Raw genomic sequence first — 14,915 nt, forward strand, 5'->3', positions numbered from 1 at the left:
CCGGCCAGACCGCCTTCGACGACAAGACCTCGGGCAACAGCTTCGGCGCCCAGATCGAATGGTGGTTCTGATCCGGGCCTGATCCGCTCGCGAGGGGCCGCCGCGTGCGGCCCCTTTTTCTCTTGGAGTTCTTCAAGCCAACGATGACTGCTTCCGCTTCCTCCTTCATCGGCATCGACTGGGGTACCACGCACCGCCGCGCCAGCCTGCTGGGCGCTAATGGTGAGCTGCTCGCGCAGCAGCACGACGCGCAGGGCGCACTGGCCAGCGCCGGCCGCTTTGGCGCCGCGCTGGATGAGTTGCTGGCCGCATGGCCCGACCTGGCCGTCGACACCCCCGTCGTCATGGCAGGCATGGTTGGCTCGGCGCTGGGCTGGCAGGAAGTGCCTTACCTGGACGCAGCCGAGCCGCTGCGTGAATTGCCCGCGCATGCGGTGCCGGTGCAGGGCGCCGCAGCAGGCCGCGACTGGCGCCTGGTGCCCGGCCTGCGCTGGCGCGGCGAGCGCGGCCAGGTCGACGTGATGCGCGGCGAAGAAACCCAGCTGCTGGGCGCCCTGCAACTGCTGGGGCCCGCGGCCGATGATGGCTGCTACGTGCTGCCCGGCACGCACAGCAAATGGGTGCAGCTGCAAGGCGGCCGCATCCGGTCGCTGCGCACCTGCATGAGCGGCGAGCTGTTTGCGCTGCTGCGCCAGCAAGGCACCTTGTCGGCCGCGATGCAGGCCGCCCCGGCTGACGCTGAACCCGATCCACAAGCCTTTGCCGCCGGCGTGGCCGATGCGGCGGAAGGCGTGCTCAGCCACACGCTGTTCGGCGCCCGCGCCCGCGTGGTCACCGGCGCGATGCCCGCCGCCGCCGCCGCGGCCTATGTCAGCGGCCTGTTGATCGGCGCCGAGTGGCACGACCAGGCCCGCCTGGGCGCGCTTTCCGGCGGCCCGGTGCGCGTGATCGGCGAGCCCGCGCTGGCGGTGCTGCACGAACGCGCTGCCACCCAGCTCGGCCACAGCGTCGAGTCACTTTCGGCCAAGGCCGTGCAACTCGCCGCCTGGCAAGCCTTCCAAGCCCATTCCGATTGAAGCCACGAGGACGCCCGTCATGAGCACCCCGACAAGCACTGCTGCGGCCTGGCCGCCCACGCCACCGCTGGTGGCCATCCTGCGCGGCCTGCAGCCCGAGCGCGCCACCGCCGTTGGCCAGGTGCTGTTCGACGCCGGCTTCCGCGCCCTCGAAGTGCCGCTGAACCGCCCCGGTGCGCTGGAAGCCATCTCGCTGCTGCAGGCCATGAAGCCGGCCGGTACCTGCGTCGGCGCGGGCACGGTGACCACGGTGGCCCAGGTAGAAGCCGTGGCCGCCACCGGCGCCCGGCTGATGGTCTCGCCGCACTTCGATGCCGCGGTCGTGACCCGCGCCGTGGAACTGGGCTGCTACAGCGTGCCCGGCATCTTCACGGCCAGCGAGGCCTATGCCGCACTGCGCGCCGGTGCCTACGCACTGAAGATCTTCCCGGCAGAAGCCATGCCGCCCGCCGGCTTGCAGGCCATCGCCAGCATCCTGCCGCCCGGCACCGCACTCTGGCCCGTCGGTGGCATCACGCCGGAAAGCCTGGCCGGCTGGCGCAAGGCTGGCGCCACCGGCTTTGGCATTGGCGGCGCCCTCTTCAAGCCAGACACCTCGCTGGAAGCCCTGGCCGCCTCCGCCAAAGCCTTCATCGAGGCCTGGGGCCGCTGAGCTCGGGCAGGGCGGTCAACACGGCGTGCAGGATCTCCTGCGAGCGCCGCTGGCCGTAGCCGCGCCCGTAGGCGCTGGAGGCCACCGTCACCACCAGCGCCTGCTCCGGCAGCACGTAGACCTTGTTGCCGCCATTGCCCGAGGCGAACCACACCGGCAGCCGCCGCTCGCCCACGGGCATGGCCTTGAAGTACCAGAAGTAGCCGTAGCCATCGGCATACGGGTCGACCGTCGAGATGGCAACGCGCGGCTGCAGCATCTGCGCGACGCCGTCCTCGCTGATCACACGCCGGCCCTGGTACTCGCCCTTGTTGCGCACCAGCTCACCCAGCGCCGCCATGCCGCGGGCGGTCAGCCACAGGTTGCCCTGGCCCTTGGTGTGGCCCGCCACATCGGCATCCCAGCGCCACTGCCGAATGCCCAGCGGTTCGAACAGGTTCACCCGCGCGAAGTCCCGCAAGGGCAGGCCGCTCGCCTGTTCGACGACCAGCCCTGCGACATACGCCGTCAAGGAGTTGTAGCGATAGACCGTCCCCGGTGGGTCTGCACGCGGCACGCCCAACGCAAAGCCCAGCGGGTCGGCGGCATCGTCCAGCTTGTCCTCCTGGCCAGCTGAGACCGGGTCCTCGTCAAAGGCTGCGAGGCCCGAGCGCATCGTCAGCACATCGCTCAACGCCACGTCGCCAATCGCACTGCCCTTGGCCGCCGTCCAGTAGGCTTGCACCGGATCGGCCAGGCTGCGAATCTTCCCTTGGTCCACCGCCATCGCCACCAGCAGCGAGGTCACGCTCTTGCCGGCCGAGCGCACGTCATGCAGCGTCTCCGCCGTCTCGCCGTTGAAATACCGCTCGGCGACGATGCGGCCCTGGTGCATCACGACCACGCTGCGCAGGTCGTGGTGCGGCTCTTCATCCCAGCGCTGCAGCACCTGGGCCAGCAGCGGCGCTTCCGGCGGCACGCTCTGGCACCCCGCCAGGTCCAGCCACAGTGCTGCCGCAGCAGCTGCCTTGATCACCCTGTTCCAGCGCATCGCTCACCCGTTCCTGTAAGCCGGACGGCGGGGCGCCGTCCGAGCAGGCATCATGGCGCGTTTCGATGACGCCTCCGGGCAAGCCCGCCTTTCGCATTCGCGACATGCAGCCACCCTCGTTCCCGGCGCCCTAGATGCGCACCGTCACCAGCGCCAAGCTCATGCTGGAACCGCGGACTGCTGAGCACGCCGAAGCGATGTTCGCGGTGCTCAGCGACCCGGCGATCTACACCTGCGAGCGTTTTGGAGTGGCCTCGCCTTCACCGCAACAGCAGAGCGCCGGGCAGCTTGGAAGCGCCCACGTCGAAGGTCATGAACTGCAGCCGGCCGAGTTGTGCGGCGCGGGCTTTCTGCAGGCAATTCGCGAAGTCAGCTGATGCATGATGGCTCCACAGGTACAGCGCTTCCTCCACGGTGGGCACATGCTCGAAGCTGAAATCGGTCGATTCGAGCAACTTGACGAAGACGTCGGCGATGACCACACGATCCAGCTTCATGCGACTGCGCAGCACCCACTCGGTTTCCAGCAGCGTGCACAGCAGGATCAGAACCGGCGTGCCGGCGGCGGCTTCGGCCGTCACCAGCCGCAGTGCGGCCGCAAACTGCACTTCGTCATCGCGAACCAGCAAGCGCACCAGCACGTTGGTATTGATCGCGACACTCACAGGTACAAGCCCCGCTTCGCAGGTTCCGCCAAGAGGTACGCAGCAGCAGACCGTGCAGTGGCGCTCATGCCTTGAACGGGTTCATGTCCTCCACGGCAACGGTCGGCTGCCCCGGCCGCTGCAGCAGGCCGGCCACGTCGGCGACGCTGCGATTCTTGGGCCGCATGACGACCGTGCCATCGCTTAGCAGCGTGAAGATCATCTTGTCCCCGGAACGCAGGCCCAGCCGCTCGCGGATCTCCCGCGGCACCGTGACTTGCCCTTTGCTGGTCAACGTTGTTGGCTCGGCCACTGCGTGCCTCCCGGTATTACGTTATCAAACATCGTAATACCGATGGCCGAGTGAAGCAAGCGTGCTTCAACCGGTGTCAGGCCGCCGGCCGCCACACCGGCGACTCCGCAATGCTGACCTTGCGCGGCAGCACCTGTGCCTGCGTGAACGCATCGGCGATGCGTTGTTGTTCGGCGAGGGATTCGGCGTCCACGGGCTGGACCTTGTAGCTGCGGCGGAGGTTGGCGGCCTCTACCGTGGCGGCGTCCAGGCCGATCAGCGGGCCCTGCCATTCGGCGGCTGGCTTGGGGTTCTGCTTGATCCAGTCGCCGGCGCGCTGCAGCTCGCGGTAAACGGCGGCGAGCACGTCGGGACGGCGCTGGGCGAAGGGCGTGGCGGCGAGGTAGAAGCGGCGGTAGCTGGAGAGCCTGGTGCCGTCGACCAGCACCTTGGCGCCGGACTGGCGCTGCACTGCGGCGAGGAACGGGTCCCACACGACCCAGGCGGCGACGCTGCCGTTTTCGAACGCGGCGCGGCCGTCGGCCGGGCTGAGGTAGGCCGGCTCGATGTCCTTGAACGTCAGCCCGGCCTGGGACAGGGCTTCGAGCAGCAGGAAGTGTGCGCCCGCCCCCTTGGCGAAAGCCACCTTCTGGCCCTTCAGCTGGGCCACGCTGGTCAGCGGCGAATCCTTCTTCACGACGATGGCCTGCGCGGTGGGCGAGGGCGTTTCGATCGCGTAATACGTCAGCTTCGCGCCGGCGGCCAGCGCGAACGGTGGCACCGCATCGGCCACATCCGCACTGAGGTCGATGGCGCCGACGTTCAGCGCTTCCAGCAGCGGCAGACCGGAGCTGAACTCGTGCCACGAGACTTGCACGTTCTGCGCGGCCAGCGCCTGCTCCAGCGTGTTGCGCGACTTCAGGAAGATCGTCAGCGTGGACGACTTCTGGTAGCCGATGCGCAGCTTCTCGGGCTCGGCCGCCAGTGTTGGCAATGAGGCCAGTGGCAATGCCGCAAGCCCGGCGGCCTGCAGCAGTTGGCGACGGGACAGGGCAGGGGAATCGTGGGACATGGCACCTCGGCAACAGCGGCGAACAACAAACAGCGCGCCAGCCTAGGTGCGCGCAGGCGGCGGCCGAACGAACCAATCGTCAGATCGATATGCCGCCACCGAGCGGACAGGGCGCAGCCACGAGGGAAGCGAGCCAGTGACCGCGCCGAAACGCATATCCAAGCGTCGCATCATCATTTCCAATCGGCATGATCATTGGTTAACTTCATGCACTGTTTCAATGACCTGCAGGGAGTGCCCGTGAACCCAGTCGAACCCAAACCCGGCCTTGTCACGCTGCCGCGCCGGCGCCTGATCGGCGGCGGCACCGCGATGGCGGCTGCCGCTTCGCTGGGGTTGCTGAGCCGCCACGCCTGGAGCGCACCGCGCAAGCTGACCTTCGCGTGGAACGCCAACGCCTTCTGCCTCTCGCCCGTGCTGGTGGCGCTGGAGCGCGGCTACTTCGAGCGCAACGGTCTGCAGGTGGAGCTGGTCAACTACACCGGCTCGACCGATCAGTTGCTGGAGTCGCTGGCCACTGGCAAGGCAGACGCCGCGGTCGGCATGATCCACCGCTGGCTGAAACCGCTGGAGGCCGGCTTCGACGTGAAGATCGTCGGCAGCTCGCACGGCGGCTGCGTGCGCTTGATCGGCGCGAAGACCGCTGGCGTCACCGACCTGAAGAAGCTCAAGGGCAAGACCATCGGCGTGAGCGACCTGGCCAGCCCCGGCAAGAACTTCTTCGCCATCCTGCTGGCCAAGAACGGCATCGACGCCGAGCGCGACGTGAACTGGCGCCAGTACCCGGCCGACCTCTTGGGCGTGGCGGTGGACAAGGGCGAGATCCAGGCGATTGCCGACGGCGACCCCAACCTCTACCTGTTGGAGAAACGCTCGCCCGGCATCTACACCGAGCTGGCCACCAACCTCTCGGGCGAATACGCCGACAAGACCTGCTGCATCATCGGCGCCCGCGGCGAGCTGGTGCGCAAGGAGAAGCCGGTGGTGGCCGGCCTGGTGCGGGCCATCGTGCAGGCCTCGGACTTCGTGGCCGACAACCCGAACGAGACCGCCGAGATCTTCCACAAGCACGCGCCCAACGTCGCTGCCGAAGACCTGCGCAAGCTGCTGGGCACGCTGACGCACCGCCACCATCCGGTGGCGCAGGACCTGCAAAAGGAAATCGAGTTCTACGCCAACGACTTCCGCTCGGTCGGCGTGCTCAAGCAGAGCACCGACCCGGCCCGCTTCGCGCAGCACGTCTACTACAACGCACTGGGCTGAGCGCCATGGCACTGCTGCGCATGTTGGATCAGTTCTATGGCCTGCCGGGGCCTTCAGGCACCTCTTCGACGGCCGCTTCGGCCACGCCCGCGAAGCCGACCTCCCTACCGGCCACCGAGCCGGCGCTGCCGGCTGCCGGGCGCTGGCGCGTGGGCCTGCTCGCCGCACTGGCCTGGGGCGGCCTGGCGGCGCTCACGCTGCTGTGGCCCAACCAGGTCAGCGGCTTTTCGGACTGGGCTTACACCCGCGAGTTCGGCCTCCTGGCCGGCGCGGTCGGCGTGCTGCTGCTGGCCGTCGTGGGCCTGAATCCGGCCAGGGCCAGTCGCTGGCGCGTGGCCGGGCCGTGGCTGGTCGCGCTGCCCTTGCTGCTGGGCTTGTGGCAGGTGTTGACGGCCAAGCTGGCCGTGCTGCCCACGCCCTTCTTCGCGCCGCCGCAAAGCCTGGCCGAGGTCTACATCGACGACTGGAAGCGCCTGGGCGAAAGCACCTGGCACTCTGCCCTGCTGCTGGTGCAGGGCGTGAGCATTGGCGCGGCGGTGGGCTTCCTGGTCGGCGTGTCCATCGGCTGGTCGCGCCAGGTGGGCTACTGGGTGCATCCGGTGATCCGCTTTGTCGGGCCCATCCCGGCTTCGGCGCTGCTGCCGCTGGCATTTTTCTTCTTCCCGTCCAGCCACGCCGCGGCCGTGTTCCTGATCGCGCTGGCCACCGGTTTCCCGGTCGCGGTGCTGACCTGGTCGGGTGTGGCCAGCGTCAACAAGCAGTACTACGACGTGGCCCGCACGCTGGGTGCATCCGAATGGTTCCTGGTGCTGCGCGTGGCCATCCCGGCTGCGCTGCCGCAGGTCTTCGTCGGCCTGTTCATGGGCCTGGGTGCGTCGTTTTCCATCCTGGTCACGGCCGAGATGATGGGCGTGAAAGCCGGGCTGGGCTGGTACCTCAGCTGGGCCCAGGGCTGGGCGGCCTACACCAACATGTACGCCGCGCTGATCGTCATGGCGCTGCTGTGCTCCGGCCTCATCACGTTGCTGTTTGCGGTGCGGGACCGGGCGCTCTCCTGGCAGAAAGGCACCGTCAAATGGTGAACGCCGTGATCGACATTGCGCCCGTGGCCGACACATCGCCCGCGCGCGGCGCCCGCATCGGCATCGAGGGCGTCAGCCACCGCTTTCCTGGCCACGGCGGCAAGCCGGCGTTGCCGGTGCTGGACGGCATCGACCTCAGCGTGGCGCCTGGCGAGTTCGTCGCGCTGCTGGGCCCCAGCGGCTGCGGCAAGTCCACGCTGCTGCGCCTGGTTGCCGGGCTGGAGCCGGCGAGCATCGGCCGCCTGACGCAGGACGGCCAGCCCATCACGCGGCCGGACCCGTCGCGCATCGTCGTCTTCCAGGACCCGACGCTCTACCCCTGGCGCACCGTGTGGGACAACGTGGCGCTGGGCCTGCAGGCGCGTGGCGTGCTGCGCGAGCAGCGTGGCCGCGTGGATCAGGCGCTGGCGCTGGTGGGCCTGACCGAGTTCGCTGGCGCGCACCCGCATGCGCTCTCGGGCGGCATGGCGCAGCGCGTGGCGCTGGCCCGCGCACTGGTCAACGACCCCAGCCTGCTGGTGCTGGACGAACCGCTGGGCAAGCTGGATTCATTGACGCGCCTGACCATGCAGGGCGAGCTGTCCGAGCTGTGGCAACGCCAGCGCTTCTCGGTGCTGCTGGTCACCCACGACGTGGAAGAGGCACTGTTCCTCGCCCAGCGCGTGGTGGTGCTGAGCCAGCGGCCGGCGCGGCAGGTGGCCGAGATCGTGGTGGACCTGCCGTACCCGCGCCACCGCGGTGACGCGCGCCTGGCCACGCTGCGCCACCAGGCCCTGCGCGCACTGGGGCTGGACGCGACCTGGTGACCGGCGCTTGAGTTCCAGCGGCGACTGGCTGCTGCGCTGGCTGCAGGCGCTGGACCAGGGCCAGCGCGGCCTGCTGCAGGCCTTGCATGCGCTGGGCCTGGTGGGCGAGCAGGACGGCCAGCCCGCCTGGCCCTGGGCGAGCCGGCTGGCCATCGAGCTGCTGGCGATCGACCGTGCGCTGGCCCGCTCGCTGCTGTTGACGGTGGCGGTCGCGCTGCTGGCCATGCTGCTGCTGTTGCTCGGCCTGGCCTGGCGGCGCGGCCGCCGGCCGGTGTGGACGGCTGCGGCGCTGGCCGCGTTGCTGGTGTTCACGCTGGCGCCCTGGGGCGAGCGCAGCCTGCTGCTGGCCGACGCGGTGCCGACCAGCTTCCAGTCCTCGCCCCATGCCTTCAGCGCCGCCGCCATCGTGCAGGGCGAGTCGCTGTACCGCCAGCATTGCGTGGCCTGCCATGGCAGCGAAGGCAGTGGCGACGGCCCGCGCGCTGCGAGCCTGGCGATGTGGCCGCCAGACCTCAACAGCGGCCTGCTGGGCCGGCGGCGCGAGGGTGAACTCCTGCGGCGGGTGTTGCAGGGCCTCAAGGACAAGCAGCAGCGCCAAACCATGCCGGCCTTTGCCGGTACGCTGAGCACCGCGCAGGCTTGGCAGGTGCTGGACTACCTGCAGGCGCAGGCGGCCGGCCAGGCACTGCGCGAGCGCGGCGTGTGGGCCCAGCCGGTGGCGCTGCCGGACCTGCCGGTACACTGCGACGGCGGCCCGCCGCGGCCACTGCGCAGCTGGACCGGCCAGCGCCCGCGGCTGGTCGCGGCCGATGCGGCCACCGCGCTGCGCGAGGACCCGCGCTTCGTGACCATTGCGCTGCGCGCGCCCGGTGACTCGCGGCCGGCTGCGGGCTGCGAAGCCACGGGCGCGGACGCCTGGATCGCCTTCGCACGCATCGCCGGCGTGGCGCCCGAGGCGCTGGCAGGCACGCAGTTCATCGCCGACCGCGAGGGTTGGCTGCGCGCGCGCTCGGCGCCCGGCCAGGCGGGTTGGCGAGCGGACGACCTGGTCTGCCGCGCGGACGACGCTACGAAGGCTGCACCCATGCCCGGCGACGCGCTGGACGGCTTGATCGCCCGCATGGATCAGGAACCGGTGCGCTTTGTGCGTGCCGGCGTGCCGCATTGAAATACCTCTTGTCAGAACGCTGGCAACACCTTGAGTCGTCTCCGGCGCTCCGAAACTACAGTGACTGCGTGCCAGCGATCTGACGCCCTCGCTGGACAAGCCTGAGTCGTTTATATTGCGCGGCGGTCACGCAGATCGCATGACGTGATAACCCCTTCAGGGAGAAATGAATGAAAAAACGCGATTTCGGGGCCATTGCAGCCCTGGCTATGCTTGCCGCCTGCGGCGGCGGTGGGGATTCCCCAACAGCGGCGGCCGCTACCGCTGACGCCGATAAAACAAATGCGGCAACCGTACCCGCCAAGATGCGAAAGGGCTATTACGCTTTCGATGATGGTCCGGTTGAAGAAATCACGTTCGAAGACCGCGACGGCCAAGCTGTGCTGGAAGGCGACATCGTGCTCGGGCGTACAGAGGACATTCTCCAGCGGCCATCGACCGATCGCGTCCACGCCGAAGGCATCTACGTGACCAACAAGAGCCGCTGGCCAAGTGGTGTTGTCGTGTATACCCAGCCCAACTTGTCCAGCTCGAATGTCTATGCGGACGCGTTCTACGCGATGCGCCATATTTCGCTGCACACCCGTGTGCGCTTCTCGCGCACGCTCAGCTATGCGGCCTCGTTCAAGCCAAACGATTCCCAGACCATCTATGACATGGTTAGCTTCTATGGCATCACTGACCCGAATCTCGGCGGAAGCTCAGCTGTCGGTCGGGTCGGCGGCCTGCAAACCGTCAGCATCAACACGAACGAGGCGGGCATCGATGGCGCCTCCGTGGCCACGCACGAGTTGTTGCATGCGATTGGTGCCTGGCATGAGCAATCGCGCGGTGATCGGGACAGCTACATCACCGTTAACACCGCCAATGCCATACCTACATACATCAGCAATTTCGACAAGCACACATCAGACGGTGCCATGTTCGGCGGCTACGACTATTGCTCGGCAATGCACTATGGTCCTTTGGCATTTTCCAATCCGCCAGCCTACCTGGAAACCATGCACGCATTGCAGCCGGTCTCATGCCAGGTGTTTGTCGCTTACAACGAAGGCACAGCGACGTGGAACAACATTGGGCAGCGTTCTGGACTCAGCGCTGGCGACATCGCCATGGTCAACGGTCTCTACGCTAGCGCGCAGGCTGACCGACCTTACGTGTATGCTGGAGCCGACCAGCACATAAGTAGCACAGTCGCCTCCTCAAATCCGGTAACCGTCAAGATCAATCTGGACGGATCGGCTAGCCAAGCCGTCGGCGGTGCCTCGATCGCAAAGTACAGTTGGAAGCCGAGTACCTGGACAGCCAATTCATGCCAATATCCACCGTGTCCAGGAAACCCGCTAGGCAGCTTCACAGGCCCCACAGCAAATACCAGCGTCACGCTGGCGCCGAATCAACGATCGGGGACGTTCCAGTATGACTTGACAGTCACTGATACGTTGGGTCGCGTCATGACCGATACAGTGACTGTTGGTGTCTCGCGTTGATCGGTGCGGCCGTGCTGCGCTGCGACGCTCTATGAGCGTTCGGACTGGTGTCTGCCTCCATTAGTTGCATCGGTGGCTTGTTGCTGCGTTGGTTGCAGGCTTGGCATCTTGCCGGACTAGGGCGTGTTAACACATCCGGAGCCCATCGGCGACAAGCACAAAGCTGATGAAGCCAAGGAACATGATGTCAAGCTTCTCGAAGCGGGAGAAGATCCGGCGGTAACCCTTGAGCCTGCGGAACAGGCGCTCGACTTCATTGCGGCGCTTGTACATCTCTCGGTCGTACTCCCAGGGATCCAGCCGCGTTGTGGGCGGCGGAACGACCGGAACGTAGCCGAAGTCCAGCGCAAGTTGGATCGTCTCGTTGCCCGCGTAGGCCCTGTCCATCAGCAAGTGAAGTGGCCTGTTCGGTGGCCCCAGGCTGGCCAATAGTTCGCGGCCCATCGGGCCATCGCCAGTTTGACCTGGCGACAGTGCGAACGTTATGGCCGTTCGAGCATCCGCGGCAACCATATGAATCTTGGTGTTCCATCCGCCGCGGGACTTACCGATGGCTTGGGGGCCGTTTTTTTGAGCGCACCCGTGCCATCCGGGTGGACCTTGATGCTCGTGGAATCCAGGGACACGGCCTCGATCTTGATACGCACGACCTGTGCCTTCTGAAGCTCTTCGAACATCCGATCAAGAACTCCTGCCTTGGTCCAACGATTCATGCGGGTGTAGATCGTGTGCCAGTTGCCGAAGCGTTTGGGCAGGCCTCGCCACTTGCAGCCGTGCTCGGCCACGTACAGGATGGCATTGACGACCTGCAGGTTGCTCAAGCTGACGTTGCCGCGTTGAGTGGGCAGGCAGTGCTCGATCCTGGCGAATTGCTCTGGCGTGATCTCCATGCCTGCAGTTTGCCGGCCCAGCGATCACGGATCAATAGTGTTAACACGCCCTAGGCAATGTGTGGTGGGCAAAGCAGCCAGTCGGGTTGCCCGCCGCGTGACCCTGCCCAAACCCTTGCTGCAACTGACTGGACGTCTTGACCGCAGCATGGAACTGGCGCTGGTGCGCTTTGCGCGCGCCGGCGTGCCACATTGAGGTGCCTGGTTTCAGCTCGCCGGCCCCAGCACCTTGAAGCCGTGCGTGCCATCGCTCGCCAGCTGGGCCACCAGGCCGTACTCCCAGTCCAGGTAAGCCTGCATCGCTTCGCGCGGGTTGTCGGTGCCCTCATACGGGCGGCGGTAGCGGTCGGTGCGGGGGCTGGCCAGGCGCTGGGTGCCGGTTTCGGCCGGCTGGCCGGCGGTGAACCAGGCGGTGTTGCCGCCTTCGAGCACCAGCACTGGCGTGTCCGTTTCGCGCGCCAGGTCGGCGGCGGCAAAGCGCGCCAGCTCGCTGCTGCCGCAGGTCAGCACGATGCGGCTGGGCGGTTGCGGCAGCGCTGCGGCGATCTGCGGCAGCACGGCCGGCAGCTCGGCGCGCAGGGCCCACCAGGCGCCGGGAATGTGGCGCTGCACATGGCGTGCGCTGGCCGTGAGGTCGATCACCACGGTGCGGCCTTCGGGCAGCGCCTGGGCCAGTTCAGCCACGCTGATGCTTTGCACGGCGGGCGACGGTGTCTTGGGCGGCCAGGGGCTGCGGTGCGCAAAGCGTGTGGGTGAAACGTCGGCCACATAGGCCACGTCCCAGCCCATCTGGGCCAGCCAGTGCGCGGTCATGGGCGCGCGCACGCCGTCGTCGTCCACCAGCACGATGCGCGCGCCGCGCACCGGCGCGAACACGTCGGTCTCCTGCACCAGCTGGCCGCCCGGCGCGCTGCCAAAGCCGGGCAGGTGGCCGGCGGCGAATTCCTCGGGCGAGCGCACGTCGTAGCGGTAGACGGTGCGGCCCAGCGGGTCCGGTGCCAGCAGCGCCGCTTCGTCCAGCCGCTGCACGCCTGCGCGCGCGGCCAGTGCCTGTGCGGCATCGCGGGCTGCGGCGCGGTTGCTGCGGTCCACCGGGCCGGCCTGCCTGGCTTCGCCATGCGCCAGTTCGAAGCCGGCCAGGGTCCAGCCAATGGTGCCGTTGCGCAGGGCGGCCACCGGGTTGGGAATGCCAGCGTTGATCAGCGACTGGGTGCCGATCAGGCTGCGCGTGCGGCCGGCGCAGTTGACGATGACCTGCGTCGTTGGATCGGGCGCCAGCGTGCGCACCCGCAGCGCCAGTTCGGCGCCCGGCACGCTGATGCCGCTGGGAATGCTCATGGTCTGGTATTCATCGAAGCGGCGCGCGTCCAGCACCACCATGTTGGCGCCCTGGTCCAGTAGCGCCTTTACCTCTTCGGCCGCCAGCGAAGGCGTGTGCCGCTCGTGCTCCACCAGTTCGCCGAAGGACTTGCTGGGCACGTTCACGTCCCGGAACAGCTCGCCGCCGCTGCGCCGCCAGCCGTCCAGCCCGTCGGCCAGCAGCGAGACCTGGGTGTAGCCCAGGGCCTTGAGCTTCGCGGCCACCGGCAAGGCCAGGCTGCCGCCCTGGTCGTCATAGAGCACCACGGGCACCTCGCGGCGAGGCAGCCGCCACGGTGCGTCCATCTCCACCCGCGACAGGCTCAGCTGCGCGGCAAACAGCGGGTGCGCCTGGGCGAACGGGTCTTCCTCGCGCACGTCGATCAACGCGATCTCGCGGCCGGCGCGCAGCGCTTCGCGCACGGCTTCGGGAGAGGTCAGGGGCAGGGCGTGGTCAGCGGGCATGCGGGGCTTTCGGGGCAGTTTTTGGATGGGATTCGGAAAGCATCAGTGTTCTTTGGACACGTCCCAGAGATTGGGCAGCCAGCCGTTGGAGTAGCCGGAGACAAATGGCTTGCGGCCCCCTTCGGCGGGGTAGACCGAGCGCCGCACCGCGCCGATGTTGGCGCCATAGACGTGGATGCTGACGGAGGTGCGGTCCGCGTGCAGGTTGCGCACGCGGTGCACGTCGCCCAGCGTGGGCGACACGGCCTCGACCTGGCCTGGGCTGAGCCGCACCGGCTCGCCGCTGGGGCGGGCGGTGCCAGCGTCGTCCAGCACGTAGCCCTGCGACTCCTCGTCGCCGCGCAGCATGCCGATCAGGCCCCAGACGGTGTGGTCGTGCACCGGCGTGGCCTGGCCCGGGCCCCAGACGAAGCTGACGATGGAGAAGCGGCCCAGCGGGTCGGCGTAGAGCAGGAACTGGCGGTAGCGCACCGGGTCCGGCTCGGCCAGCTCGGGCGGCAGCCAGTCGTCGTGGCTGACCAGCCCGGCCAGCAGCGGCCTGGCCTCGGCCAGCATTGCAGGCTCGGGCAGGCGGCGCTCGGCCAGCCGCGTCAATGCGGCGATGAATTCGCAAAGCGGGCGCGGGTTCGGCAGCTCGGTGGAAGTCATTTTCAACGCTCCGTCTCGTTATGATGCAACGCCTCTTTCATGCTGATGCCACATGAAGTTAGAAGACCTCGAAGCCTTTGTTGCCGTGGTTCGCATGCAGTCCATCAGCGCGGCGGCCGAGTCGCTTCAGCTGACGCAACCCACCATCACCCGCCGGGTGCAGAACCTGGAAGAGGCGCTGGGCGTGGCACTGCTGGACCGCAACGTCAAGCCGCCGCGCGTCAATGCGATGGGCCGCGAGGTGCATGCGCAGTGCCGCGCCGTGTTGCGCGAGGTCACCGCGCTGCGCGCGCTGGTGGCGCTGGACACGCGGCCTTCCGGCAGCCTGCGCCTGGGGCTCACGCAGGGCCTGGGTGACTTGGTGCTGCCGGTTGCGCTGGCCCGGCTGCGCGAGGCCACGCCCGAGCTCACGGTGCAGGTTTCCGTCGGCTGGGCCGGGCAGATCGTGCAGCGCCTGGTGCATGCCGAGCTCGACGGTGCGGTGGTGCTGCTGCCCGAAGGCCACGCGCTGCCGCGGGATGTGCAGGGCGAGCCGCTGGGCGAGGCGGTGCGGCTGGTCGTCGTGGGTCCGCGTGGCGCCGCGCGCAAGTCCAGGCTGCGGCTGGCTGACGTGGCGCCGCAAGGCTGGGTGCTGAACCCGGACGGCTGCGGTTTTCGTGCCGGCCTGCAGCGCGCACTGGCCGCGCAGGGCGTGCCCATGGACATCCGGCTGGAAACCTTCGGCCGCGAGCTGCAGCTGCAAATGGTGGCCGAAGGCCTGGGGCTGGGCCTGGTGCCCGAGCCCTTGCTCACGGCCAGCGCCTGGCGCGAGCAACTGGACGTGCTGCCGCTTTCCGACTTCCAGCCGCGCGTGGCGCTGTGGCTGCTGCACGCGCGGCTGCTGGGCAAGTTCGAGGCGCCGCTGCGGCGCTTCGCGGCCGATGTGGTCGAGGTGATGGGGCTGGGCACCAAGCCGGCGGTGCGCCGCCGGGCCTGAAA

At 68.2% G+C, this 14,915-nt stretch carries 15 protein-coding genes; 8 read left to right on the plus strand and 7 right to left on the minus strand.

The window, feature by feature from the left end; genetic code table 11:
• Nucleotides 1–143: 143 nt before the first annotated feature.
• Both LRH25_RS23695 and LRH25_RS23700 read left to right on the plus strand, forming a co-directional pair.
• Nucleotides 144–1,076: a 2-dehydro-3-deoxygalactonokinase gene (locus tag LRH25_RS23695; RefSeq protein ID WP_231012482.1), complete on the plus strand. Its 933-nt coding sequence runs from the start codon at nucleotides 144–146 to the stop codon at nucleotides 1,074–1,076.
• A 19-nt stretch (nucleotides 1,077–1,095) separates the two neighbouring features.
• Nucleotides 1,096–1,728: a 2-dehydro-3-deoxy-6-phosphogalactonate aldolase gene (locus LRH25_RS23700; protein ID WP_231012491.1), complete on the plus strand. Its 633-nt coding sequence runs from the start codon at nucleotides 1,096–1,098 to the stop codon at nucleotides 1,726–1,728.
• On the opposite strand, the gene LRH25_RS23705 is transcribed toward LRH25_RS23700, so the two are convergent.
• The 4 genes from LRH25_RS23705 to LRH25_RS23720 form a co-directional block, all read right to left on the minus strand.
• Complete coding sequence (locus LRH25_RS23705) at nucleotides 1,706–2,758, minus strand: serine hydrolase domain-containing protein (RefSeq protein WP_141289641.1); 1,053 nt, start codon at nucleotides 2,756–2,758, stop codon at nucleotides 1,706–1,708. The genes LRH25_RS23700 and LRH25_RS23705 overlap by 23 nt on opposite strands.
• 260 nt (nucleotides 2,759–3,018) lie before the next feature.
• Nucleotides 3,019–3,423, minus strand: a complete 405-nt coding sequence (locus LRH25_RS23710; protein ID WP_141289642.1) for a type II toxin-antitoxin system VapC family toxin — start codon at nucleotides 3,421–3,423, stop codon at nucleotides 3,019–3,021.
• Between the two features lie 64 nt (nucleotides 3,424–3,487).
• On the minus strand, nucleotides 3,488–3,715 hold the full coding sequence (locus LRH25_RS23715) for an AbrB/MazE/SpoVT family DNA-binding domain-containing protein (RefSeq protein WP_141289643.1): 228 nt from the start codon (nucleotides 3,713–3,715) through the stop codon (nucleotides 3,488–3,490).
• Between the two features lie 76 nt (nucleotides 3,716–3,791).
• On the minus strand, nucleotides 3,792–4,766 hold the full coding sequence (locus LRH25_RS23720; protein ID WP_141289644.1) for an aliphatic sulfonate ABC transporter substrate-binding protein: 975 nt from the start codon (nucleotides 4,764–4,766) through the stop codon (nucleotides 3,792–3,794).
• A gap of 312 nt (nucleotides 4,767–5,078) precedes the next feature.
• On the opposite strand from LRH25_RS23720, the gene LRH25_RS23725 reads away from it, so the two are divergent.
• The 5 genes from LRH25_RS23725 to LRH25_RS23745 all read left to right on the plus strand — a co-directional run bounded on the left by LRH25_RS23725 (nucleotide 5,079) and on the right by LRH25_RS23745 (nucleotide 10,575).
• A complete protein-coding gene (locus tag LRH25_RS23725; protein ID WP_211361497.1) occupies nucleotides 5,079–6,029 on the plus strand; it encodes an ABC transporter substrate-binding protein in 951 nt (316 codons plus the stop codon).
• A 20-nt stretch (nucleotides 6,030–6,049) separates the two neighbouring features.
• Nucleotides 6,050–7,111, plus strand: coding sequence for an ABC transporter permease (locus tag LRH25_RS23730; protein WP_231012690.1), 1,062 nt, complete (start codon nucleotides 6,050–6,052; stop codon nucleotides 7,109–7,111).
• The gene (locus tag LRH25_RS23735) at nucleotides 7,105–7,917 is read left to right on the plus strand and encodes an ABC transporter ATP-binding protein (protein ID WP_231012492.1); all 813 of its coding nucleotides are present in this window, start codon (nucleotides 7,105–7,107) and stop codon (nucleotides 7,915–7,917) included. The genes LRH25_RS23730 and LRH25_RS23735 overlap by 7 nt, the downstream gene beginning before the upstream one ends.
• A 7-nt stretch (nucleotides 7,918–7,924) precedes the next feature.
• On the plus strand, nucleotides 7,925–9,085 hold the full coding sequence (locus LRH25_RS23740; RefSeq protein ID WP_231012494.1) for a c-type cytochrome: 1,161 nt from the start codon (nucleotides 7,925–7,927) through the stop codon (nucleotides 9,083–9,085).
• 170 nt (nucleotides 9,086–9,255) lie between these two features.
• Nucleotides 9,256–10,575, plus strand: a complete 1,320-nt coding sequence (locus LRH25_RS23745) for a M12 family metallopeptidase (RefSeq protein ID WP_141290702.1) — start codon at nucleotides 9,256–9,258, stop codon at nucleotides 10,573–10,575.
• Between the two features lie 126 nt (nucleotides 10,576–10,701).
• On the opposite strand, the gene LRH25_RS23750 is transcribed toward LRH25_RS23745, so the two are convergent.
• From LRH25_RS23750 to LRH25_RS23760, 3 genes are all read right to left on the minus strand, one after another.
• A protein-coding gene (locus LRH25_RS23750; protein ID WP_141290700.1) for an IS5 family transposase occupies nucleotides 10,702–11,465 on the minus strand; the annotation gives its coding sequence in 2 pieces (ribosomal slippage) (nucleotides 10,702–11,147 and nucleotides 11,147–11,465; 765 coding nt in all).
• A 207-nt stretch (nucleotides 11,466–11,672) separates the two neighbouring features.
• The gene (locus tag LRH25_RS23755; RefSeq protein WP_231012496.1) at nucleotides 11,673–13,289 is read right to left on the minus strand and encodes a rhodanese homology domain-containing protein; all 1,617 of its coding nucleotides are present in this window, start codon (nucleotides 13,287–13,289) and stop codon (nucleotides 11,673–11,675) included.
• Nucleotides 13,290–13,331: 42 nt separating this feature from the next.
• Nucleotides 13,332–13,937 carry a cysteine dioxygenase family protein gene (locus LRH25_RS23760; protein WP_231012498.1) on the minus strand — a complete coding sequence of 202 codons (606 nt, stop codon included), beginning with the start codon at nucleotides 13,935–13,937 and terminating at the stop codon, nucleotides 13,332–13,334.
• A gap of 52 nt (nucleotides 13,938–13,989) precedes the next feature.
• On the opposite strand from LRH25_RS23760, the gene LRH25_RS23765 reads away from it, so the two are divergent.
• Nucleotides 13,990–14,913 carry a LysR family transcriptional regulator gene (locus LRH25_RS23765; RefSeq protein ID WP_231012500.1) on the plus strand — a complete coding sequence of 308 codons (924 nt, stop codon included), beginning with the start codon at nucleotides 13,990–13,992 and terminating at the stop codon, nucleotides 14,911–14,913.
• The last annotated feature ends 2 nt before the right edge of the window (nucleotides 14,914–14,915 follow it).

The organism is Ideonella azotifigens (assembly GCF_021043325.1).
Classification (GTDB): Bacteria; Pseudomonadota; Gammaproteobacteria; order Burkholderiales; family Burkholderiaceae_C; genus Ideonella; species Ideonella azotifigens.

Bases quoted from the DNA above. Each gene is read 5' to 3' on its own strand.
- LRH25_RS23755 (WP_231012496.1), bottom strand. From the start codon at position 13,289: ATGCCCGCTGACCACGCCCTGCCCCTGACCTCTCCCGAAGCCGTGCGC.
- LRH25_RS23760 (WP_231012498.1), bottom strand. From the start codon at position 13,937: ATGACTTCCACCGAGCTGCCGAACCCGCGCCCGCTTTGCGAATTCATC.
- LRH25_RS23735 (WP_231012492.1), top strand. From the start codon at position 7,105: ATGGTGAACGCCGTGATCGACATTGCGCCCGTGGCCGACACATCGCCC.
- LRH25_RS23730 (WP_231012690.1), top strand. From the start codon at position 6,050: ATGTTGGATCAGTTCTATGGCCTGCCGGGGCCTTCAGGCACCTCTTCG.
- LRH25_RS23725 (WP_211361497.1), top strand. From the start codon at position 5,079: ATGGCGGCTGCCGCTTCGCTGGGGTTGCTGAGCCGCCACGCCTGGAGC.
- LRH25_RS23720 (WP_141289644.1), bottom strand. From the start codon at position 4,766: ATGTCCCACGATTCCCCTGCCCTGTCCCGTCGCCAACTGCTGCAGGCC.
- LRH25_RS23765 (WP_231012500.1), top strand. From the start codon at position 13,990: ATGAAGTTAGAAGACCTCGAAGCCTTTGTTGCCGTGGTTCGCATGCAG.
- LRH25_RS23705 (WP_141289641.1), bottom strand. From the start codon at position 2,758: ATGCGCTGGAACAGGGTGATCAAGGCAGCTGCTGCGGCAGCACTGTGG.
- LRH25_RS23700 (WP_231012491.1), top strand. From the start codon at position 1,096: ATGAGCACCCCGACAAGCACTGCTGCGGCCTGGCCGCCCACGCCACCG.
- LRH25_RS23745 (WP_141290702.1), top strand. From the start codon at position 9,256: ATGAAAAAACGCGATTTCGGGGCCATTGCAGCCCTGGCTATGCTTGCC.
- LRH25_RS23695 (WP_231012482.1), top strand. From the start codon at position 144: ATGACTGCTTCCGCTTCCTCCTTCATCGGCATCGACTGGGGTACCACG.